Genomic DNA, 23,616 nt, shown 5'->3' on the forward strand with positions numbered 1-23,616 from the left:
GAACCGTATGAAGTTCGGGCAAGTCGACAATCCGGAGCCGATCGACTTCACGATCCCGCGTGACCATCCCGACACGGCCCAGGCGTTGAAGGCGCCGTCGTCGGATGAACTCGAAATTCGCATCGGCTGCGCCAAGTGGAACAAGGCGGATCTCAAGAATTTCTATCCGCGCGGCACGAAAGACGAACTCGCGTATTATTCGACGCAGTTCAATTCCATCGAACTGAATGCGACGTTCTATCGGCTGTTCCCGGCCGCGACGTTTGAGAACTGGCGCGCGGCGACGCCGGATGACTTCAGGTTCTTCCCGAAACTCGAGCAAACGATCTCGCACTTTCGCCGACTCAAGGATGTCGCCGAGGTCGTCGAGCGCAACGTCGCCAACATGTCGCACCTTGGCGAGAAGTTGGCGATGCCGTTCTTGCAAATGCGCGACGATTTCGCACCGAAGGATTTCGATCGCGTTGCAACGTTTGCCGAAAACTGGACGTACGACGCGCCGCTCGCGATGGAGTTCCGCCACACCAATTGGTACAACGATCCGGCAGTCTCGAGCAAACTTTACGACTTGCTCGAAGCGCACGGCATTACGAACGTGCTCGTCGACACCGCCGGCCGGCGCGACCTCATGCACATGCGATTGACGACGCCGACCGCGTTCGTTCGCTGGGTCGGAGCGAACGACGCCGAATCGGATCGCGCGCGACTCGACGACTGGGTCGAGCGGATCGCCAAGTGGAAACGCGCCGGCTTGCAACGACTCTATTTCTTCGTGCATCAAAACGAGGAGCAGGAATCGCCCGCGCTCGCCGCGCACTTCATTGAACGGCTGAACAAAAAGCTCCGCACCGCGGTGCCGATCCCGCAGACGCTCAAGCCCAAAGAGCTTTTCTGAACGACCGCACTTCCCGCGAGTTCATTGAAGCCGTCGCGATGCGAAAGAGGAGAACACGTCCGACTCATCTCTTGGCATGCATGCGTTTCGCGCGGCAGCTCAAGACCCATTTCTCGACCACCCCTCTCGCGGGGGAATTTTGACTTTTGCGCGCCGGCGGGGGGCCCCGGTTAATTAGGCGCAAAAGTCTCTCCGCGATTTTTTGGCACGCGACTTTTCTTTCGACGTTTGCCGCATAAAGTAGACGGCGCGAGCTCTTATTGAGTCTCGACTTTTGCACTTTCTGACGATTCTTTGGACGCGCAAAAGTCGGCGCGAGCAACGCGAGCAACGGCGCTCTCACACTTATCCGAATTGTCAAAGAGAGTTCGCGCCTCGGCAGGCCTGCTGAGGATGCCTCGCCGTCGCAGCGCTAGCAGCGTGCTGCGCTGCGTTTCGACTTCGCTCGTCGTTCGCGCGACTAGTAGGCTGCAAAGCTGAAAGGCCAGCGACCAACTTGCACTCTAGCAGTTCAGCTGAGAATGTTGCCTGGGGATTTTCGGCCGGGGGCGGGACGCCCCGGCTCGCTTGGGAGAGCGCGACGGAAGAGCGTCTCCCGGCCGCCGCCCGCCTCGACAACTGTCTTTTCACTGCTCCCCATGATCGATCTCGCGCATTCGCTGAGTTTCCCACTGGGCGAACTGGTTTGAGCAACGATCATACTCTTGAACCTGCGGCATGTTTTGCCGCGCGGCGTAGCGAAGGCGCCATCTCTCGTCGCCAAATCGTTATGCCCCACGACAAGAAGCCGTCAGCCGATTCCACACGGCGGCGACGGTAGCCGCAGCCGTTCAAAGCGACCACGGTTAGCTTCGAGTCTGAGAAATTTTTGCTGGGCGCGAGGGTCCTCGTAATTGCCGATTCCTCAAGGTCTTACGCAGCCTTCGAGCCTGTTTTCGGCAGCCCCGCGGAACAAATTCAAAGAAAAACTGGCTCTCGCGGCAGAGGTTTTCTTGAGTCGAGCAATTACTTTTCAGGCGAGTCACTGAGTGCGCTTTTAGGCGGCGCAACAGAAGGTCTGTGAATTTGGAAGTCGGGCAGAGAGTTCATCTCCGCTAACGCAGTTCAGGAGCTCACCTTGGCAGATGCCGCAACCAACCCGCCGCGCGGAAATCGCGACGAGCAATACGTTGAATTGCTAACTCGGCACAAAAGCCAATTGTTCCGTTTTGTATTTGCGATGGTGCACAGCCTCCCCGACGCCGAGGACGTGTTTCAGCAAGCGGCCATCACCATGTGGGACAAATTCAGTGAGTTCGAACTGGGCACCGACTTTTACGCCTGGGCCTGTTCGATCGCTCGCTTCAAGGCGCTGGACCATCTCAAAGCGAAGGGTCGACGCCGGCTCTTGTTTTCAGACGAGCTGCTTGAGCTAGTTCCGCAACACGATCACTGGCAGCCCGAGACGCAACAGGCGAAACTCCGCGCTTTGGCTAGCTGCCGTCACAAACTTTCTTCAAAAGACCAACAGCTCCTATCAATGTGCTACAACGGCCGCGAAAGCATTCGCAAATCGGCCGAGAGCGTCGGACGCCCCGTCGGGAGCGTCTACGACAGCTTGTCGCGGATTCGCCGGGCCTTGTACGCATGCATTGAGCGCACGCTGGCGAGTGAAGGACAATCATGAGCTACAGGCGTGAAGTTACTCGCGAAGCCCAGCGCTGGTTCGACGGCTTGCTCAACGGCACGCTGTCCGACGCAGACGCCGCGCTGCTCGATAAATGGTTGGTGGAACATCCGGCGGCGATCGAATATTTCCTTGACTACTGCCAACTCCACATCGATCTCGCGATCGACCTGCGGGCCGATCAGGCGCTCGATTCATTCCGCAAGAGCCAGGACGCGGTGGCGTCTGCCGCCGGGCAATCGGCGATCGGTGGCGGGACCGCCATTGCGCCGATCAGCGGGACGGGCGGCGCTTCACTCTTCGGCATGTCGCGTTGGGTCGCCTATGGCATGGCCCTCTGCGCCGCCATGCTCGTCACCGTCGGCGGCCTGGCATGGTGGAGCAATGAGCGCACGAAAGAAAATCGAGCGCCGCTCGACTTTTCGCAGCTAGCGACGACGGAAACGCCCTCGATTTCATCCGTTCAACTCGGCTCGGGCACGACCACGCTTGAGCTGCCGGACATTGGTTCGGTCGTCGTGGAAGGACCGGCGGACTTTCAGCTGCTCGGCCCGATGCGCGCTCGGTTGAACAAGGGTCGCATCAAGGTTCACGTCAAAAAGCCCTCGGGCTACGGCTTCGTCGTCGAGACGCCTGATGGCGAAGTCACCGATCTCGGCACGCAGTTCGGTCTCGACGTCGGCAGCCCCACGGGGACGGGGTTGGTCGTCTTCCAAGGCTCAGTCGACCTCCGCCTGGGGCAATCGCCCGAGATGATCGAAGGCTCGCGCGTCGAGCGTTTGTTCGGAGGCGACGGGGTCAGGTTCAGCAAAGTGGGCGAACTAAATCGAATCATGTCGGTCGCCACCGGGACTGACGGCACGTTTCGGCTGCTCACCGGCGCGAAGGACGAGTCGTCGGCGATCATCACGAACGTCACCGACAACATCCGCAACGACGGCATGAAGAAATTCTACGAGATCGTGCCGGGGGGCATGGGCGAAGACGCCCTCGCCTACGTCGATCGACAAGAGCACGAATGGAACGGCCTCACCAGCGCCGGTATGCCCGCGTACCTGCTGGGCGCCGACTATGTGAAGCCGTTCAACAACGACAAGTTCCGCTCGGATATTGAAATTGAAGTGACGCTCAGCAAACCGGCTCGGCTGTTCATCATCTTTGACGACCAACGGGTCGCGCCGCCCGAATGGCTGCGGCGCGACTACCAACGATTCGGCGATCGGATCGGGTTGGACATGGGCAAATCGTTCACGGAAAAGGGCGAGGTCATTACCGCATTGGATCGCGCGGTGGGGCCAGGGCAATCGATCGATCAGGCGTTTTCCATCTGGGAACGCAAAGTCCCGAAAGCGGGCCGGATCAAGCTCGGATCCATTGGCTCCGACAAAGTGCTGTCGGCGATGTACGGCATCGCCGCAGTACCGCTCGAACAAGAGAAAACAGGCCAGAAACAGTGAAGGCGGCGGGGGTCGATCTTGTGCGCGTCGCCATGATCGCTTGAAGAACTACTTCGATTGACTTCAGGGAGATTGACTAATGCTGTGTGCAAACCTGGTTCTCGCGCGCCGTTTTGGCTGCGCAGCCTTGCTGAGTTGGGCGCTGGCGCCCAACGCGAGCGAGGCGGCGACAATCACCTACGCGAATCCTGCGGGCGCGCAGAACTTCACCGTCGGCGCCAACTGGGTCGGCGGCGTGGCTCCGGGGTCGGGGGACCTGCCAACCATCAACGGCGTCAACGGAGCTGTGAACTATCCGTACGTCAGCAGCGCCGTCGCCGTTCAACGGTTCTTGATTGGCGACCAGGCAGCTGACTCAGGCGGCTTGGAAATTCGCACCGGCGGAACGCTGACCACGTCGCTAACTTCAGCGCACTACGTCGGCGCCCGCGGCACAGGCATCATGACAATCCAGCCGGGCGCCACGGCTAACGTGAATGGTCCGCTGAACATTGGCTGGGGAGATACGGCTGCGCACGGCACGGGCACGGTGAATCAATTGGGGGGCGCCTACAACGGAACAGGCGCCAGTGGCGGGCTGATTCTGGGAGTCTCGGCTGCGGCCGGACCGCTGGCGGCCTCGGTTGGAACTTACAACATGCAAGCGGGAACGATGAATATTGGAAGCTCGCTCGTCGTGGGCCAAGCAGGCATCGGCACGTTCAATATGAACGGCGGATCCGTGGCGACGGGCAACTTCTTGCAGATTGGGCGAACCGGCACGGGAACATTTACGCAAACGGCAGGATCGCTGACGGTTAATCGCGCGTCGGGAGACACGATGGTTATCGGCGCCGCGGCAGGCGGCGTCGGCAAGTACGAAATCAGCGGCGGATCGCTCAGCGTCACGACGACGACCGGCCCCGCCGTAGTTGCTAACGGCATCGTCGCGGGAACTGCCAGTGGAACGTTCAAAGTCGTCGGCAATGGCGCCACCTCGATTGCGATCGCCGGCGACTACAAGCAGTATGCAGGCTCGAATCTCGATCTGACGATTGGCGCGGGCATCACGCCGATTGCGATGACGGGGAGTGCGACGCTCGGGGGAGCGTTGAACGTCCTGTTTTCGTCGTCGCCCAGCCCCGGCCAACAATTCACGGTGATGACCTACGGCGGTTCGCTCACTGGAACCTTCGGAACGTTCGACAACGTCGTCGACGGCCCGCTGGGACCGAACACGATTACCTTGAGCCTTGACTACGGCACGGGAACCAACAGTGCGGTCGTGCTGACCGTGGTGCCTGAGCCAGCGACGGGCGTGCTCGTCGCATGCGGCGCGATCGTCGCCGCGCTAAGTTGTCGGCGAGGAGTTCTCGCCCGGAAGTAATGCGAGCAGGCTCACGAAGAGCCGCTTCACGCGGGGGCAGGAGCCCGACTGAAACCTTGAACGATTGATACTGATTGGCGGCTGCGGTGCTGTGACTTCCGAACTGCCTATTCGGAGTCGCCGCTATGCATGCCGGGGCAGCCGTGCGTCACTAGCCGCACCGCAGTCGTCAATCGATCCGCACGCTTCATTTCGCACTCGGAGATCCTTCATGATTCACGCTTCTCTGCCTAAGATCGGCCGCAAACTTCTCTTGCTCGTCGCCGCGCCGATGGCGTGCGGAGCCGAGGCTTCCCACGCTGCAAACGCCTACTACGGCGCCAACGTAGGAGCGCAAAACTTCATGACGGCCAATTGGGTCGACAACGCCAATGCGCCCGTCGCGGTTCCAGGGTCCGGCGATCTGCCGTACATCAACTCGGTGAATGGCGTGACGGACTATCCCTATATCGACAGCGCGGTAGCGGTCCAACGCTTTCTCATCGGCGAGCTCACCGCCAGCCAGGGCGGTTTGGAGCTCCGCAGCGGCGCGAACCTCACGACCTCGGCGACTGGCGCCCACTACGTTGGCGCCCGCGGGACAGGACTATTGCGAATATTGCCGGGCAGCACGCTCAACATCAACGGCAGCTTGCAGGTCGGTTGGGGCGACGCGACGGGTCGCGGCACAGGAACGGTGACGCAAACAGGCGGAGCGTATAACGGCACCAGTGCGAGCACCGGCGTAACGCTGGGCGTCTCGGCTGTCAGCGGATCGTTCGTAACGCCGTCGAACGGCACTTACAATCTCAGCGGCGGCACGATGGACTTCGGCGGGCCGCTGGTGGTCGGGCTCGCCGGCGTTGGCGCCTTTAACATGAGCGGCGGCTCCGTCACCACCAGCAACTACATTCAGGTCGGGCGGACGGGAACCGGAACGTTCGTGCAAACCGCCGGAGCCGTCACCGCAGTTCGGGCCGCGGGCGACGCGATGGTGATCGGCGCGCTTGCCGGAGCGAACGGATCGTACTCGATCAGCGGCGGATCGCTCAGCATTACCTCGCTGGACGGGATTGGCGGCGTCGTCAACGGCGCGGCAACCGGCGACGCGACGGCCCTTTTCAAGGTGATTGGCAGCTCGCCGACGATCAACTTCAACAACAACTTCGTGCAGAACGCAAACGCCACGCTGGCCTTCGACATTGGGGCAGGCATCAGCCCGATTGCCGTGACGACCAACGCCACGCTGAACGGCGCCCTGGGCATTAAGTTCACTACGACGCCGAGCGTCGGACAGCAGTTCACGCTGATGAACTACGGCGGGACGCTGACCGGAACGTTTGCGTCGTTCGACGACATCGTCGATAGCCCGGCCGGCGTGAATAGCGTGAAGCTGACGCTCGACTACGGCGCCGGCGCTGGGAGCGCCATCAAGGTGACGGTGGCCAGCCTCGTCGCCCCGGCGGTTCCGGGCGACTTCAACGCCGACGGCAGCGTGAACGCCCTCGACCTCGCCGCTTGGAAGACAAACGTCCCGATCGCGGCGGGTGCTACCGTCGCCCAAGGCGACGCCGACGCCGACGCCGACGTCGATGGCGTCGACTTCCTGATTTGGCAACGCAACTTTACCGGGTCTGGCATCGCTGCCGTCCCGGAGCCTGCTTCACTACTGCTCGCCTCCATCGTCGGGTTGGCTTTCATTAGCCGTCGCCGGTAGATCAGATGGCCTTCTTGGAAACTTAGCTGCTAAGGAAATGCGTGATGAATTGCTTGAGCCATTCAAGTTCACTGCGTAAGTCGCAGATTGGCCGAAAAGCGCACGCTGCCGGGTTCACCCTCGTGGAGCTCTTGGTGGTGATTGCGATCATTGGAGTGTTGGTCGCTCTGTTGTTGCCCGCCGTTCAGGCGGCGCGTGAAGCGGCGCGTCGCTCTCAGTGCGGCAACAACCTCAAGCAAATGGCCTTGGGCGTTCACAACTATATCGCCGCGAAGCGAACGCTCCCTCCCGGGGCAGTCGTGACGGGAGCCTGCTGTTCGGCGTACAGCTACTCAAATTGGGCGATAGAAATACTCCCGATGATTGAGCAGCAGGCGCTGTATGCGTCCTACGACCAGAGCATGTACAACGATAAGGCGACCAGCCTCGCAAATCTCAAAGTCGCGCAGTCGGTTGTTCCAGCGTACGCTTGCCCCACCGACGACGGCGCCAATCAGCTTGAAAAGCCGAGCGCAGGGCCAGGTTCTGGATTGCAGTATCGCACGAGCTCTTATCGCGGCGTGACCGGCCGCTCCGACAACACTCTTGCCGAGGTCTGGTGGGGCGCTCAACTCGCCGCTCAATCAGGTTCATTGTTTCCCTTGCCGGCTGCGTACCGGGGGCCGCTGCACACTGTCGGCAACATTCCCTATCAGGCCGTCAAGCCGCAACAGATTACAGATGGTTTGAGCAATACCTTGCTTATTGGCGAGAAAGCGTCGGCGACCACGGGCGCCACCGTCGGGCAACAGACTTTCTGGGGCTACTCGTACGCCGGCTTCAACAAGTCGACCATGCTGCCGCAATCTCGGATGTTACTTACCGATTACGAACGTTGCGTCCAAGTCGGCGGGGACGGCGGCGAAACCCCATGCAAAGGTGGCTGGGGCAGCTTTCACGCCGGTGGACTGCAGTTCGCACTGTGCGACGGATCAGTTCGTATTATTTCAGACAACATCGACATGAACGTCCTCTGCGAAGCCAGTACGATTGCCGGCGAAGAGTTGACGAACATTCCCTAGCACTCGACAGCACTCGACTTAAACGGCCCCGCAATCGTAATGACTTTATATTTACCTATGACTCGCTTTCGTTCTCAAACGCTTGTCGCCTACGGCTTGACCCTCGGACTGCTCTCGTGGACTGGCTGCAGCGACGGTTCGTCGCTCGTCGAGGTTCGCGGCCGCGTCATGGAGGGGACGACGCCGGTTGCCGGCGCGAGCGTCACGTACCAGCCAATCGCTAAGTCTGCGGACGACATCGCGCCAGGGCCGTCGTCGTTCGGCATCACCGACGCGGAGGGACGCTACGATCTTCGGACCATCAAAGAGGACAGCGTCGGCGCCGTGATCGGCTCGCATCACGTCTACATCAGTCTCGATAAGGGCGATACGCAAGACGGAACCAGCCCGCAACCGAAGCCCGCAGCCGACCGCATTCCGAAGAAATTCAGCGATGGCACGACCGTCGTGGAAATCCCGCCAGCAGGCGCGGCGGACGTCGACTTCGATATCGCCTCCTGAAATTGACGCCAGACGAAATTCGCTCGCGAACTTGTAAGAAGCAATCAGCGACGATACGCACCCTTTGTTGAATGAGATTCTTTTGATGAGACCGCTGGGTTGTTTTCGCGCGCTAGCCGCCGCGCTGGTCCTGCAGTGGAGCGGTCAGGCGACGCAGGCAGCGTCCATCTTGTCGACGATGACCTACAAGTCGTCGGTAACGAGCGACGCTGGCGGAAAACTCGACCTGAAGGCGGAACTGAATTACGAATCGACGCGTTCCGGCGCGCCAATCGCCGTCGTGATGCATGGCTACTCCGGCAGCACCGGCAAAGCGGCCGAGGTTCGTGCGAACGCCCAGCGATTGCGCGACGCCGGCTTCTTCGTCGTTAGCGTCTCGCTCCGCGGCCGCGACGGCTCGGACGGCGTCCGCGATTCTGGGGGCGTGGAGATCTACGATATTTACGACGCCGTCGAGTACGTGAAGGCGACGTATCCTACCCGCGTGAATGCCAGCAACGTCTCGATCACCGGCTACTCCGGCGGCGGCGGCAACGCGATGTCGGCGCTTACCAAGTTTCCCGACTACTTCCGCGCCGGTTCGTCTTACTTCGGCATGGGCGACTATGGGTACGACGCCGTCAACGGCTGGTACGCCAATGGCTCGGATTCGTCGCACCGCAGCCAGATGGTCGCCGACATCGGCAACCCGGCGCTGAACAACGCCACGATCCAAGATCGCTTCCAATCGCGGGCGTCGAATTTGGCTTCCGCCAACAATCCGTACAGCGAGATTCATCTCTTCGTCAATCAAAACGAACCGACTTGCCCGCCGGTGAACGTCACCAAGTACCGCGACACGGCCATCGCCGCGGCAACCTCGCCTGGCGAATTCGACAACATTACGGTCCACATTGGCGGCACGGGACAGTACGTCGACTTCAACAACAACGGCGTGAATGAAGCGTCTGAATTGCAGAATTGGCCGCACGGCTACCCCGACGCCAATCAACAGAATGCAGGCGAATCGTGGTATCTCTCGCGACTGCTCAACGGCAGCATTCCGCAGCCAGTGTTGAATCTACAGGACGAGCTGGTCGTGGCCGGTTTCGTCACGACGAAGCGTTTCAGCTTGTGGCTGGGCGACGGCCAAAACTCGGTGGGAGATCTCAGCTACGATCTGACGGGCAACGACTGGTCTTTCGAACTGGGCATCGCTTCTAATGTGAAAACGATTGAAGGCACGCTCAAGGTCGATACCTCGGCGCTCGCCGGACAGCCGCTGGCGGCACGCTTGAATGGCGTCGTCATCGAGCAACTCGTGGGAGGGGGATCGTATCAGCTCGCCAACTTCGGCGACAACGACATACTCACCCTCTCCGTCACGGCGCCAGGGGATTTCAACGGCGACGGCCAAGTTAACTCCGCAGACCTTAACCGTTGGAAATCGAACTTCCCCATATCCAGCGGAGCCACCGCGGCCGCCGGAGACGGCGATGGCGATGGCGACGTCGATGGCGTTGATTTTCTGATTTGGCAGGAGCACGTCACCGCCCCTTCCCCATCGCCCAGCATCGCGGTTCCAGAACCTCTGGGACTCGGGCTAACTTCAGTTGCAGCGTCCTTCGCGGCGGTCGCGTTTCGGCGTCGCATTGCTAGACTAGCACTGTCGCGCGCGACGGCCTGATCGCTGATCGTTGCCTTCCGTAAATATCATCTCGAAGAGTACCCAGCGATGCTGCGATCCGTTACATGGCCTGCTATTTGCGCGTTGCTGATCCTAGCCGGCGCCCAGTCTGCTAATGCCGACGACGTCGCTTCCGGCAAAGTGCAAACGCTGACAACTGCCGACGGCGTCAATTTTTCTATTCTGGGAAAGAAGCCTGCGAAGCCCGCGCCAACGCTTTTCATCTTCGCGCTCGACGCTCAACACACGTTGGGAAGCGATGTATACAGGCAAGCCGCGAACTTCCTCGCGAAACAAGGCTACGTCTGCGTTTCCCTCGATCTCCCTTGCCACGGAGAACAGCGTCGCCCGGGCGAAGCCGCGGAGATCAAAGGGTGGCGCCAGCGCGTCGACGGTGGCGAGAATTTCATGGACGAGTTCACGACTCGGGCCTCGCGCGTCCTCGATTATCTCATCAAGGAGCAGTACACCGATCCCGCGCGAGTTGCCGCTTGCGGAACCTCGCGGGGCGGTTTTTCAGCCTGCCACTTCGCCATCGCCGACCCGCGCGTGAAATGCGTCGCGGCGTACATTCCAGTAGCCGATTTGCGGTCCCTCAGAGAATTTGAGGGCGCCCAAGACTCCCCGCTGCTCGATTCCCTTTCGCTGATTCGGTGCGCAGACAAGTTGGCAGATCGCGGAGTTTGGATCTCGATCGGAGATCGAGACGAACGTGTGAGCACCGATCGCGCAATTGAGTTGGCGCGAGCGCTTTCGGCGGCCGCGAAAGGCCCCTCTCGAAATATCCAATTGCACGTCTCGTCCGTCGATGGGCACGCCATACCGCCCGATGCGGCGCGGACCTCGGCAGCGTGGATCAACGACGCCCTTGCGGAAAAGTAAGAAGCGGCCGCTTCTTACGCCGTGCTGTGGCTCCATTGATGACATCTCAGACAGCATCATGGCGTGCGCCGACCCGCCGCAGCCTCAAGGCGTAACTTCTATAAGGCGGCCGCGTGGCTCGCGACGGGCGGCGCAACCCTTTTGAGGGCGAACGACCTCGTCCGCGGCGCGCCGGGCGGTGTTTTGGCATGTTCACGTGCCGAGCTGCGTACCACGCGGTAGCCCGCTGTGAGCGCCTCCAGCTAGCAAAACCAGGGCGAAATTAAGGGCATTCCTCTAGGGTTCTAAACGTGCGTACACCACCCGTTTGAACCTTAAGGAGATTTAATGCCACTTCGTCAAATCATTGACTCTAATAATTCCGATTATGACGATAAGTCGGATCGAGTCGACGCGAGGGGCTATCGCCAGGCAAGTAGCTCCGCAAGCGTCGCTCGAACCTTCTGAAGCGGGCGGCAGTAATTAGCAAGGACTAGGTAAGACAGGAAGCCTAGTCGAAGTTTCCTCGCTCGCGAAAGCGGGCTGAGCCAACAGACCAAACCATTTAGTTCACCACGGTTGCCGACTGCCGCCCAGCAGGCAACAAGCCAGATCGAACGCCCTATGAAGTTGTCTCCCTACTACGCCGTTAGCCTGGGGCTGATTGTCGCCCTGTCGGGCTGTCATGAGCCGGAGCACCATCACGAAGAAGCTCACAAGATTGTCGTGACGAGCCCGCTGGTGAAGGACGTGACGACGACGCAGAGCTACGTCTGCCAGATTCGCTCGCGCCGGCACATCGAAGTTCGCGCCCTTGAAGGCGGTTACCTTCAAGAGATTAAGGTCAAAGAAGGTCAGTCGGTGAAAGAGGGAGACTTGATGTTCAAGATTCTCCCGACGCTGTATCAGGCGAAGCTCGACGCCGAGATCGCCGAAGCGGACCTCGCGCAAATTGAATTCAACAACGCCAAGAAGCTCTACGAGCAGCACGTCGTCTCGCCGCAGGAAGTGGCGCTGGCGCAGGCAAAGCTCGACAAAGCAAAGGCTCAGGTGCAGTTGGCTCAAGCCGAGCTCAACTTCACCGACGTGAAAGCGCCGTTCGACGGCATCGTCGATCGTCTGCACGAACAACAAGGCAGCCTGATCGAAGAGCGAGACATTCTCACGACGCTGTCCGACAACGCCGTGATGTGGGTCTACTTCAACGTCCCCGAGGCGCGGTACCTCGAGTACAAAGCCGAAGTAGCTGAAGGGACCGCGCCAGCGCAGGTCGAGTTGATGTTGGCGAACGGCCAGCAGTTTCACGAACCGGGCGTCATCGGCGCCATCGAGGCCGACTTCAACAACACGACCGGCAACATTGCCTTCCGAGCTGACTTCCCGAACCCGACCGGCGTTTTACGGTACGGCCAAACGGGAACCATTTTGCTTAAGCGCGTCGAGAAAGACGCAGTCGTGATTCCGCAACGGGCGACGTTCGAGATTCTCGCGAAGCGCTACGCTTATATCGTCGGAGATGACGGCATCGTGCATCAGCGCGAAATCGAAGTCAAGAACGAGATGGAGGACATCTACGTCATGAAGGAGGGCATTAACCCGGGCGACAAGATCGTTCTCGAGGGAATTCGGCAGGTTCGCGACGGCGAAAAAGTGGAGTTCGAATTCATTCCACCGGAAGAAGCTCTCTCTCATTTGAAGTTTAAGGCAGAATAGGCGCCAATCGCGATGTTCGCAAAATTTCTTCACAGACCGGCGCTAGCGATCGTTATCTCGCTGCTCATTGTATTCATGGGCGGCTTGGCGATTAATTCGCTCCCGATTTCGCAGTTCCCGTCCGTCGCGCCGCCGAGCGTCGTCGTCGCGGTCTCGTACCCGGGCGCCAGCGCGAAAGTGCTCGTCGACTCGGTGCTCATCATCCTGGAACAAGCCATCAACGGCGTTCAGGACATGCGGTACATCACTTCCTCGGCCACCAGCGCCGGCGAAGCGACGATCCAAATCGTCTTCGAGCCGGGAACCGATCCAAACGTCGCGGTGCTGAACGTCAATAACCGCATTCAAGCGGTGAAGAACAACCTTCCGCCGATCGTCGAGCGGGAAGGCATCATCGTCATGCAGAACATGGCGAGCATGTTGATGTACGTCAACGTGTATAGCACCGACAAGAAGGTCGATCAGAACTTCCTGTTCAATTACGCGAACGTTAACATCCTGCCGGAAATCAAGCGCATTCAAGGCGTCGGCCGCGCGACGATCCTCGGCAATCGCGCGTATGCAATGCGCGTTGAGCTGAATCTCGACCGCCTGCGGGCTTACAATATCTCTGCCGAAGACGTCATGGAGGCGATTGCCGAGCAAAGCATGATCGGTTCGCCCGGACGCCTCGGACAGGCGACGGGGCGCACGTCGCAAACGATCGAATACGTGCTCACCTGGGTGGGACGGTACGACAAACCGGAACAGTACGCAAATATCATCCTGCGTGCGAATCCCAAGGGTGAAATTCTGCGGCTCAAGGACGTCGCCACCGTGACCTTGGGTTCTTCGTTCTACGACTTGTATTCCGACATCGACGGAAATCCGTCCGCGGCGATCGTGCTGAAGCAGTCTCCCGGCTCGAACGCCACCGAAGTTATCGAGAAGGTGAAGGAGAAGCTCGAGGAGATCAAAGAAGCGTCGTTCCCGCCGGGAATGAATTTCGAAGTCAGCTACGACGTTTCGAGCTTCTTGGAAGCATCGATCGAGAAAGTGCTCCATACGCTGTTCGAGGCGTTTATCCTCGTCGCGTTGGTGGTGTACTTGTTCCTCGGCGATTTCCGCTCGACGCTTATTCCGACGCTTGCCGTGCCGGTGTCGCTCATTGGTACGTTCTTTTTCATGCTGACCTTCGGCATGTCGATTAACCTGATTACGCTGTTCGCGCTCGTGCTGGCGATCGGCGTCGTGGTCGACGACGCCATCGTCGTGGTCGAGGCGGTGCATGCGAAAATGCATGAAAAGCACCTCTCGCCCTACTCGGCGACGAAGGAAGTGGTCCACGAAATCAGCGGCGCCATCATCGCGATTACCTTGGTGATGACGGCGGTGTTCATTCCGGTGACGTTCATGACCGGGCCGGTCGGCGTGTTCTACCGCCAGTTCGGTTTGACGATGGCGATGTCGATCGTGCTCTCCGGCGTCGTCGCTCTGACTCTGACGCCGGTGCTGTGCGCGATGCTGCTCAAGCCGCACGATCCGCATAAGAAGCCCTCGCGCAGTCCGCTCGCGATGGTGCTGCGTCTCGTCGACCGCGGCATCGAGAAGATTACCGGCGGCTACGTGGGCATCCTGCAACGGATCGTGTCGCTTCGTTTCCTCACGGTGCTAATCGTCGGCGCCTTCTGCGTCGGCATTGTGATGGTCAATACGGTGCTGCCGACCGGGTTCATTCCGCTGGAAGATCAGGGCATCATCTACGGCATTATTCAGACGCCGCCAGGCTCGACGCTGGAGTACACCAACGCCAAGTCGCATGAATTGCAGAAGGTGTGCGAAGAGCTTCCCGAGATCACCTCGGTCTCGTCGCTCGCCGGTTATGAAGTGCTCACCGAAGGTCGCGGTTCGAACGCCGGTACCTGCATCATCAACTTGAAACCGTGGGCTGAGCGGAAGCTGACCTCGAAGCAAATTATCGAGGAGCTCGAAGAGAAGGGTCGCGCCATCTCGAACGTCAAGCTTGAGTTCTACGAACCGCCCGCCGTGCCAGGCTTCGGCGCCGCTGGCGGTTTCTCGCTGAACTTGCTCGACAAGACCAATAGCAACGATTACACGCTGATGGGCGAGGTAACCGACAAGTTCATGGAAGCGCTCTCGAAGCGTAAAGAGTTGAAGGGACTCTTCACGTTCTTCGCCAGCAACTATCCGCAGTATGAGATCGTCATCGACAACGACGTCGCCATGCAAAAGGGCGTGTCGATCGCCGACGCCATGAACAATCTGTCGATCGTCGTCGGCAGCACGTGGGAACAAGGCTTCGTCCGCTTCGGACAGTTCTTCAAAGTGTACGTCCAAGCCGCGCCGGAATTCCGCCGGATGCCGGAAGATCTCGAAAATATGTTCGTCAAGAACGACGAAGGCGAGATGGTTCCTTACTCTGCGTTCATGAAGATTGAAAAGAAGCAGGGACTCAACGAAATCACCCGATATAACCTCTACACGACGGCCGCCATCCAAGGCGCTCCGGCAGCGGGCTACAGCAGCGGTCAGGCGATCAAAGCGATCCAAGAAGTCGCCGCCGAAGTGCTGCCGCGCGGGTTCGCCATTGGCTGGCAAGGTCTGTCGTACGACGAGGCGGGCAAGGGCAACACGGCGGTCTACATCTTCCTGATCGTCGTGATGTTCGTGTACCTAGTGCTCGTCGGTCAGTACGAAAGCTTTATGCTGCCGTTGGCGGTGATCATTTCGCTGCCGATCGGTCTGTTCGGTTCGTTCGCCTTTTTGAAGGCGTTGGGCTTGGCGAACGACGTCTACGCCCAAATCGGTCTCGTCATGTTGGTCGGTTTGTTAGGTAAGAATGCGATTCTGATCATTGAATTCGCCGTGCAGCGACGCCAGGAAGGGCTCTCGATTCGAGACGCCGCGCTGGAAGGCGGCAAGCTGCGGTTCCGGCCGATTTTGATGACCTCGTTCGCCTTTATCGCCGGTCTGATTCCGCTCGTTCGAGCGACTGGACCTGGCGCCATTGGTAACCGCACGATCGGCACGACGGCCGTCGGCGGCATGCTCATCGGTACGGTCATTGGCGTCCTCGTGATTCCAGGACTGTACTATCTGTTCGGCATGGTAGCCGACGGAAAGAAACTTATCAGGGATGAACACGATGAACCGCTCAGCGAACTCTTCGAGCGCGAAGGCCATTAAGAAGCGCGTACGCGCCTTGGCGGTTGGCCTGGGCTTCGTGCTGTCGGTGCAAGGGTGCTGCATCCCTGGGCTGCAAAAGGCCCAGCCGGCGGCCCCGTTGCCGTGCGATTTCAACGGCGTTGCCACGCAGGAAAGCACGGCAATGCTCGGCTGGGAAGAATTCTTCAACGACCCGGTGCTCTCCGGCCTGATCGCGCAAGCGATTGCCGGAAACCAGGAACTGAAGATCATCAACCAGAACATTCAGATCGCCAACTTCGAGATTTTGGCGCGGCGCGGTTCTTATCTGCCGTTTGTCGGCCTGCGGACCAGCGCGGACTTGGAGAAGCCGAGTCTCTTCACGCCGCAAGGCGCCGTCGAGGATCAGCTGCAGCCGTTCCCGGGCAAGAACTTCCCCGAGCCGCTGCCGAACTTCCTCGTCGCCGCCGACGTGACGTGGGAAATCGACATCTGGAGAAAGCTGCGCAACGCTCGCGACGCCGCGACGTTGCGGTACCTCGGCACGCAGGATGGTCAGAACTACATGATCACCCGGCTCGTCGCCGAAGTGTCTGAGAACTACTACGAGTTGATGGCGCTCGACAACCGGATGGAAGCGCTCGACCGAACCATTGCCATCCAGCAACAAAGCCTCGACATGTCGCGAAACATGAAAGAGGCGGGCCGCGACACCGAACTCGGCGTCCAGCGGTTCCAAGCGGAAGTTCGCAAGAACCAAAGCGAGAAGCTGATCGTTAAGCAGGAGATCATCGAGGTCGAGAACAAAATCAACTTCCTGCTCGGTCGTTTCCCGCAGTACGTCGATCGAGATTCGGCGAAGTTCCTCAATCTCCAATTGCAGGCGCTCAGCGTTGGCTTCCCTGCCCAGATGCTGCAGAACCGAGCCGATATCCGTCAGGCCGAGCGTGAACTGCAAGCGGCCGGGCTCGACGTGCGCGTCGCGCGGGCGCGGTTCTATCCGTCGCTCAACCTGCGGGCAGGCGTCGGGTACGAGGCGTTCAACACCCGTTATCTGTTCAACAGCCCCGACTCGCTGGTCTATGGCGTCGGCGGCGACCTGATCGCTCCGCTCCTCAACAAGAAAGCGATTCAGGCCGACTACCTTACCGCCAACGCCAAGCAGTTGCAGGCGATTTACGACTATCAGCAGACGGTGCTCACGGCGTTTACCGAAGTCGTCAACCGGCTGTCGAAGGTCGAGAATTACGGCAAGAGCATCGAGATCAAGAAAGAGCAACTGCGAGCTCTCGAGGCGTCGGTCGATAACTCGACGAAGTTGTTCCAAAGTGCTCGCGTCGAGTACATGGACGTGCTGTTCTCGCAACGCGATCTGATGGAAGCGAGAATGGTGATGATCCAAACGAAGCAGCAGCAGCTGGCCGCGATCGTCAACGCCTACCAGGCGCTCGGCGGCGGCGTGGCGCCGGTGACTGGCGTGCAGATTCCGATCCCGCTGCCGCCGCCTGAGATCATCCTTGAGCAGCCGGTGGAACTAAAGCCGGCGGAGGAAGTGCTTCCTCCCGCCGCCCCGCAACCGACGTTGCCTGATCCGGCGGCCCCGCTGCCGAACATTCAACTGAAGATCCCCGGCGATCCGCGCGACGCCGCGCAGAATAGCGCGCCCGCTCAGCCGCTGCCTCAGTAGTCCGCGCGGGGTATGCGCTGTCGGTACTCGGCACTCCCGAAGAGTACGCCGCCTGATCGGGCGGCGCTACGCTTCGACCATCGCCGCGCGCACCGAGCGAGCGGCCGGGCGTTCCAGCTGAGCATATCGAGCCGATTCAATCCGTGAACGCGACGGCTTCGCGGCCCGCGGCACGAAGTAACCGACGACCGACAGGATCCAATAAATCCCTGCCAGGAACGCAATGCCGTCGAGTTCCGCGCGGTCGAACGACATGACGTGCGTCGTCCAGCGGCATGCAGCGATGACGATGCCGGCGATCAGCGTGGCCAACGCCAGGCTGACGATCGCATCTGAACCTCGATAGATCGAGAACAGGCGTGACTTGTCGGCAGACATGGCAATCTCCTTCGGTTCGAGCGAGCGTTGCCAATTCAACGCTCACCCAATCCTACGATTGCCAACTGAACCTCTTGTGAGCCGCAGTTAAGTTCCGCTTCATGTTCGGACTTTCGGCGGGATCTCTGCACGACTTGGCGCCTGAACGCCTATAAATGGCGGCCAATCTGGGTACAGGCGTTTGATTGAAAGTGCAGCCGAACGTCGGGTCGATGCCGCCTAAGTGCGCAGCCTCCGGAATCGGGATAGAATGCCGCCTTCGGATCTCGGTGACGCCGCTGAGCTGTTCGCGACGGCCGATTGGCGTTTACAAGAGTCTCTTTAGGCGGTGCTATGGATGCCACACGGAAGAGCTGGCGAATTCGTTTCAGCCTCAGGAGCTTGCTCGTCGCGTTCACTGCGGTGGCGGTACTGGCTTGGTTCTATTGGGCCGGCCGGTTCCTCTGGCAAGAGGCGGAGCTCGAGCATTCGGTCAAACAGCTAAATTGTGGCCAAACCTTTGAAGATGCCATCACAGTGTGCGGGCAAAATCACGTTGCGTTCCTTAGCGGAACCCACGGCCCCCAAGGAGATTTATACGGCTGGATTCGATTTCAGTGGCCCAATGCCACCTACCTGCTACTAACGGGCCTGAAGCCATCTGTAGATGGAACTTTGGATTCGTGTGAGCTTACGTCGATTCGCCTGTATCGTCTTCCACCGGCGCCACACGACTATGTGCCTCAAACTGACAGGGGCCGCCGTCAAGCTGCCTTCGATTTGTCGAGTAACGGCAAATCGAAAGACGAAGTTAGGAAGTATGCGTATTGGACCGACTTCCTTGCGGTACTCGTGGGCGAAAGTCCGGACACGCTTGGCTTCCAAGACGAGCTAATTTACTCGGACCCTCCAGCGCAGACGCCCTCCAAATAGCGACCTGAGGTACAGCTTTCCGAGTTTAGCTGCAAAGCTCTTCTGCACCGTTGCGAGGCCCGTCAACTCCGAACTACGCCAGACGACGCTTTGCGGCAGTCAACCGACGCGAACCGGCGACGATCAAGCTCGCGACGAGAATCGTCGACAGCGTCGCCGGTTCTGGCACTGCGGCTGCAACCGCCGCGATCGGCGTCGTGCCGAATTGCCGCTGCCAGACGAGGAAGTCGGCGCCGTCGGTGACGTTATCGCCGTTTGCATCGCCCGCGGTCGTCGTGCCGTAAGCTTGCTTCCAGATATCAAGATCGGCGGCGTTGACGAAGCCGTCGTCATTGAAGTCCGCAGGCAGCGTCGGCGTCGAACCCGAGAAGGCCCGCAAGATCTGCCCGGCGCCGCCGGAGACGATCTGGAAGTTCCAGCCTACCGGGGCAGTAAACTCCAACCCGAGGTCGGTGATCGTCTGAGCGGTTAGCAAGTCGTACGACGTTTGCGTCGGGCTGGCGTTCGCGACGTCTAGAACGAGCTTTGAGCCGGCGCTGAACGTCGCGGCGTTGGCGACGTTGACTCGCGAGAGCTGATCGCCTGTTTCAAATTCGAACGCGAGCGTGCCGGAGCCATTTTCAGTGCTGTTGACGAGCAGGTTGCCGAGGACGTCGATCGTCGAGTCATCGCCGACAACGCGGAACTCGCCGACGCCGTTCGGAGCGATGCTCAAGCCGGTGCCACCCGTGTTGGCGCCTGCTTTGAACGTCCCGGCGCTGACCTTGTACAAGCCGTTCGCCGGATTGGCCGCCGTTTCGCGGGCGCCGATTGAGAGCGCGCCATTGAAGTTGGCTTGTCCGCCGGTTTGCAGGAACTTGCCCGTTCCTTGGCGAGCGATGATGCCGCCGTTGGCGGAGTTGAGAATGCCGGTCCCGCTCAGGTTGTAGGTCGAATCAGTCGTCGCGCCAGCAGTCGCGTTGTCTGCGACGCGGAAGTCGCTGCCGACGCTGAGCGTCCCGCCGGTGTGATTGCCAACGACGCCGGTCGCCGTACCGGCGCCCATGAGGAGCCGTCCGCTGACGCTCATCGTCCCGCCCGAGATGTTCAACGAAGCGCCCGTACTGGCGCCGCGCCCGACGAAGAAGTTGTTGGTCAACGCCAACCCGCTGGAGAACGTCCCGCCGGTGATGGTGAAGCTCGACGCATTCCCGGTCTTGCTATTCGAAGTAGCGACTTCAACCGCGGCGTTGATTTGCACCGTGCCAGCGTTCAGCGTGAAGGACGACGTGGCGGTCGAATCGCCAATCAGCAGCTGAGCGCCGGCGCTCATGGCGGTCACCGTGCCGTTCTCGACGATGAGATGCCCCTGCTGGCCGTTGGTGGCGCCGTAGCCGAGTTGGATGTTGCCGACGGTCGCCGTGAGCGCACCGCCATTAGTGATGCGAACGGTACCAGTTCGAGTTGCCTGACTGTTCGCGTTGCCGATGACAATCAGCCGGTTGGAAGTGACGCTTGTGCCGGCACCGTCGATGACGAGCGTGCCGTTGCGGGAATTTCCGACCGTGAGGCCGGCGTTGTCGGTGCCGGCAGCTCCGCCGAGGAGACTCAACACGGCGCCGTTGCTCACCGTCACTTCGCCGGTGCCGCCGCCCGTCGCCTCATTGTGGCCGATTCGCAGACGGCTCAATTCGACGGTGCCGGGAGTCGCTACGCTGGCGACGCCATTGTTGCCGAAGAAGGCGACGTCGGCCGACGTGGGCGCTAAGCCAGTCGTCACGCCGTCGGAGTAAGTCGCATCGGTCAGCGTGCCGGTTGTTCCTTGCCAATAGAGGGATACGGCCTCCGCAGGCAGCGCCGTGAACGCGCTGAGGGCGGCGGCGGACAAAAGCTTGACGAGGGCGTTGCTGGCTCTCACGACGGACTCTCCTTGCTGCTCTGACGGACTACGCTTCGACGGTCTGATCAAACTGGAAATGCGGCGTCGACCACGAAGCTGACGATTCCCGTGGGAGCGCCTCGCTCGAATCGCATTCGAGAAGGGCTGGCGTGCGGCGCTCCAGCAGAGCGCCGTGCGGAGAAATCGGGATGCCGCCTAGCTTCGATGGGACAAATGAATGAGTGACGCCGCCTGACGACAGGGCCTCGCGGGGAGGTTTGAATGCGATTCCGAGACTCGCCGTCTCGCGCCCTGTACCGGAATATTTATCAATCGACGCGGAAAGGTTTCCCCGAATCCGCTACCAGCGGTAACAACGCCCCTCACGAACAACCGTAAGCTCATACGCACAAAAGACTTAACACACCCGAAGCATTCCTAAATTCTGGGGAGAATTTGAGTAACAGCGGAGCTGGTGCGGTTAATCCTAAGTAGTACGGCTGCACAGTCGGGCTGGACGCGGCATTCGAGGTGGATCGCGGCTACCCGATGGCAGGGCGGCCTGGCTGCGGAATGAAGATGGGCGGATTGGTTTGATGCTTCGACGATTGGCACTTTTCGCCGCGTTCACCGCGGGCGCGGCGACCTCGGCCGACGCCGCGATTTTGCGGGTACTCACCTACAACATTCACCACGGCGAAGGGAAGGACGGCGTCCTCAACCTGAACCGCCTGGCGAGCGTCATCTCCGCCGCGAATCCCGACATCGTCTCGTTGCAGGAGGTCGACAACGACGTCCCGCGGACGAACAACGTCAATCAAGTGGCTCGCCTGGGCGAGTTGACCGGGATGACCAGCTTCTTCGGCAAGGCGCGGAATCTCGACGGCGGCGGCTACGGCAACGGCGTGCTCGTGAAGCCGAGTATTAGCGTCGTCAGCACCGTCAATCGGGCGCTGCCGAATCCCGACAACGTCGAAGCCCGCGCGGTGCTGGAGCTCAACCTATCGGTCGACGCCAACCCGACGACGACCGAGTTTAAGTTCTTCGCCACGCATTTGATGCACGACAGCAGCGCAGGACGAATCGCGTCGGCCGGCTACATCAACGACCTCGTGTCGACTTCCGCCGTCCCATCGATTCTGGCGGGCGACATGAACTTTAATCCTGGCTCGACCGCGTTCAACACGCTCGCGAACCAGTGGACCGACGTTACGAACATCGCCAACTCGGGGAAGAATCGCGCGAACCAGATCGACTACATCTTCGCGCGCTCCTCGCTGCAATGGAACGTCGTCACGCGCAGCCAGTTCATCGTCAACGCGACGACGAACGTCGCATCCGATCATCACCCGCTGTTGAGCGTTCTCGAGCTCCTCGACGCAACGCCGACGCTAGTCTGGAACGGCAACTCGGGCGCCTCCGTTGCGATGACCGACGGCTTCGCGACGAGCAACGGCAGCCTGGGCGTCGGTTCTTTCCCGGTGAGCCCGTGGGAGAGCGGAGTGCCGACGCTCATCGTCGGCTACGGCGGCAAGGCGACGTTCTCCGGCAGCGCGAGCCGCACGGTAGGGTCGCTCCGCATCGGCACCGACGTGGCGAGCGGCTTCATCGCCGGCCGCAACGGCGATGGCACGTTGACGGTCAGCGGTAGCGTCAGCTTGGCGTTATCGAACAGTGGGAACACCTCCGGCGATTTGGTCGTCGGCGAAGGGGGCTTTCAAGGGACGCTTAACTGGAACAGCACCGGAACGCTCGACGCGCAGGGCCGGCTGCGAGTGGGCGAGTTCGGCAGCGGCGATGTCGTGCAGACCCGCGGAGCGCTGGCCTACCGCGCCGGTTTGACGATAGGCGCCGGCGCCACAGGCAGCGCCCGTTACCGCCTAAGCGGCGGAATGCTGGCGTTGGCCCCTGGGGGCAGCGGGGCGTTTGCACTTGGCAGCGACGGCGCCACAGGGACGCTGCGAGTCGAAGGCACGGCAATCGTAACGCATGGCGACACGCTCACACTTGCAGGCGGCGCGCAAGGCGGTGGCGGTGGCCGCCTAGAACTTGTCGGCAGCAGCGCGAGCGTGCAGATTGGCGAACTCGCCAACGCGACTGGTAGCGACCGCAGCGAAACAATCTCCTGGCAAGCCGATGCAGCGGGCATCACGCCGCTGGTCGTAACGCCGGCAGGAATGACTGCTCAGCCGGTGCAACTGCAGAGCCTCGCGGAATTGGCGGCGAATGTCGGCTCCGGCGGTTCGATCACTGGCAACGGCGTCGCGTTGGAACTCAACCTCGCGGCGCTCGCCGGAACGCAAACGATCACGCTCATCGACAATCGCTCGACCGCCCCGGTCACGGGTTTCTTCGAAAATGGCTCGACTGGCATGCTATACGGCGAAGGCGCCACGATCTTCGGCACCGGTTTTAACGGCGCGGTGACAATCTCGTATCTCGGCGCGAGCGGCGTCGGCTCGGCGGGGAACGACGTCGTGCTGCAACTCACGGCCGCGCCCGCTTCGGCGGACTTTAATGGCGACGGGATCGTCGACGGCGCCGACTTTCTTGTGTGGCAACGCGACTTCGGCGATCCGGCGGGGCTGGAATTGTGGAGACAGACGTTTGGGCAGGCGGCGAGCAGCGTTGCCAGTACGGCCGTGCCAGAGCCGAGTACGTTCGTGATCTGCTTCATAGCACTCGCCGCCGCTGGCTGGCGGAAGCGCCGGTGAATGTCGCCAACTTTCGCCTTCAACGAGAAATCGTTGAGCGA

General features: G+C 60.5%; 15 protein-coding genes. 13 read left to right on the forward strand and 2 right to left on the reverse strand.

Going from position 1 to position 23,616, the window contains the following annotated elements; all coding sequences use genetic code 11:
* The first annotated feature begins 7 nt into the window (after positions 1 to 7).
* The 12 genes from ACQY7R_RS15690 (at position 8) to ACQY7R_RS15745 (ending at position 17,713) form a co-directional block, all read left to right on the forward strand.
* A complete protein-coding gene (locus ACQY7R_RS15690) occupies positions 8 to 895 on the forward strand; it encodes a DUF72 domain-containing protein (protein ID WP_428306530.1) in 888 nt (295 codons plus the stop codon).
* 1,117 nt (positions 896 to 2,012) lie between these two features.
* A complete protein-coding gene (locus tag ACQY7R_RS15695; RefSeq protein ID WP_428306531.1) occupies positions 2,013 to 2,561 on the forward strand; it encodes a sigma-70 family RNA polymerase sigma factor in 549 nt (182 codons plus the stop codon).
* Positions 2,558 to 4,018, forward strand: a complete 1,461-nt coding sequence (locus tag ACQY7R_RS15700) for a FecR family protein (RefSeq protein ID WP_428306532.1) — start codon at positions 2,558 to 2,560, stop codon at positions 4,016 to 4,018. The genes ACQY7R_RS15695 and ACQY7R_RS15700 overlap by 4 nt, the downstream gene beginning before the upstream one ends.
* A 79-nt stretch (positions 4,019 to 4,097) precedes the next feature.
* The gene (locus ACQY7R_RS15705; protein ID WP_428306533.1) at positions 4,098 to 5,384 is read left to right on the forward strand and encodes a hypothetical protein; all 1,287 of its coding nucleotides are present in this window, start codon (positions 4,098 to 4,100) and stop codon (positions 5,382 to 5,384) included.
* Positions 5,385 to 5,595: 211 nt separating this feature from the next.
* The gene (locus tag ACQY7R_RS15710; RefSeq protein ID WP_428306534.1) at positions 5,596 to 7,080 is read left to right on the forward strand and encodes a dockerin type I domain-containing protein; all 1,485 of its coding nucleotides are present in this window, start codon (positions 5,596 to 5,598) and stop codon (positions 7,078 to 7,080) included.
* A gap of 44 nt (positions 7,081 to 7,124) precedes the next feature.
* Positions 7,125 to 8,141, forward strand: a complete 1,017-nt coding sequence (locus ACQY7R_RS15715; RefSeq protein ID WP_428306535.1) for a DUF1559 domain-containing protein — start codon at positions 7,125 to 7,127, stop codon at positions 8,139 to 8,141.
* 57 nt (positions 8,142 to 8,198) lie between these two features.
* Positions 8,199 to 8,642, forward strand: coding sequence for a hypothetical protein (locus tag ACQY7R_RS15720; RefSeq protein WP_428306536.1), 444 nt, complete (start codon positions 8,199 to 8,201; stop codon positions 8,640 to 8,642).
* Positions 8,643 to 8,727: 85 nt separating this feature from the next.
* Positions 8,728 to 10,308, forward strand: coding sequence for a prolyl oligopeptidase family serine peptidase (locus tag ACQY7R_RS15725; RefSeq protein WP_428306537.1), 1,581 nt, complete (start codon positions 8,728 to 8,730; stop codon positions 10,306 to 10,308).
* Positions 10,309 to 10,356: 48 nt separating this feature from the next.
* A complete protein-coding gene (locus tag ACQY7R_RS15730) occupies positions 10,357 to 11,190 on the forward strand; it encodes an alpha/beta hydrolase family protein (RefSeq protein WP_428306538.1) in 834 nt (277 codons plus the stop codon).
* 603 nt (positions 11,191 to 11,793) lie between these two features.
* Positions 11,794 to 12,882, forward strand: coding sequence for an efflux RND transporter periplasmic adaptor subunit (locus ACQY7R_RS15735; protein ID WP_428306539.1), 1,089 nt, complete (start codon positions 11,794 to 11,796; stop codon positions 12,880 to 12,882).
* 12 nt (positions 12,883 to 12,894) lie between these two features.
* Positions 12,895 to 16,068: an efflux RND transporter permease subunit gene (locus ACQY7R_RS15740; protein ID WP_428306540.1), complete on the forward strand. Its 3,174-nt coding sequence runs from the start codon at positions 12,895 to 12,897 to the stop codon at positions 16,066 to 16,068.
* On the forward strand, positions 16,028 to 17,713 hold the full coding sequence (locus tag ACQY7R_RS15745; protein ID WP_428306541.1) for a TolC family protein: 1,686 nt from the start codon (positions 16,028 to 16,030) through the stop codon (positions 17,711 to 17,713). The genes ACQY7R_RS15740 and ACQY7R_RS15745 overlap by 41 nt, the downstream gene beginning before the upstream one ends.
* A gap of 66 nt (positions 17,714 to 17,779) precedes the next feature.
* On the opposite strand, the gene ACQY7R_RS15750 is transcribed toward ACQY7R_RS15745, so the two are convergent.
* On the reverse strand, positions 17,780 to 18,091 hold the full coding sequence (locus ACQY7R_RS15750) for a hypothetical protein (RefSeq protein ID WP_428306542.1): 312 nt from the start codon (positions 18,089 to 18,091) through the stop codon (positions 17,780 to 17,782).
* 985 nt (positions 18,092 to 19,076) lie between these two features.
* Positions 19,077 to 20,900 carry a beta strand repeat-containing protein gene (locus tag ACQY7R_RS15755; protein ID WP_428306543.1) on the reverse strand — a complete coding sequence of 608 codons (1,824 nt, stop codon included), beginning with the start codon at positions 20,898 to 20,900 and terminating at the stop codon, positions 19,077 to 19,079.
* Positions 20,901 to 21,457: 557 nt separating this feature from the next.
* On the opposite strand from ACQY7R_RS15755, the gene ACQY7R_RS15760 reads away from it, so the two are divergent.
* Positions 21,458 to 23,575, forward strand: coding sequence for an endonuclease/exonuclease/phosphatase family protein (locus tag ACQY7R_RS15760; RefSeq protein ID WP_428306544.1), 2,118 nt, complete (start codon positions 21,458 to 21,460; stop codon positions 23,573 to 23,575).
* Positions 23,576 to 23,616: the final 41 nt, after the last annotated feature.

Origin of the sequence: Lacipirellula sp. (assembly GCF_965279485.1) — a bacterium.
GTDB lineage: Bacteria > Planctomycetota > Planctomycetia > Pirellulales > Lacipirellulaceae > Lacipirellula.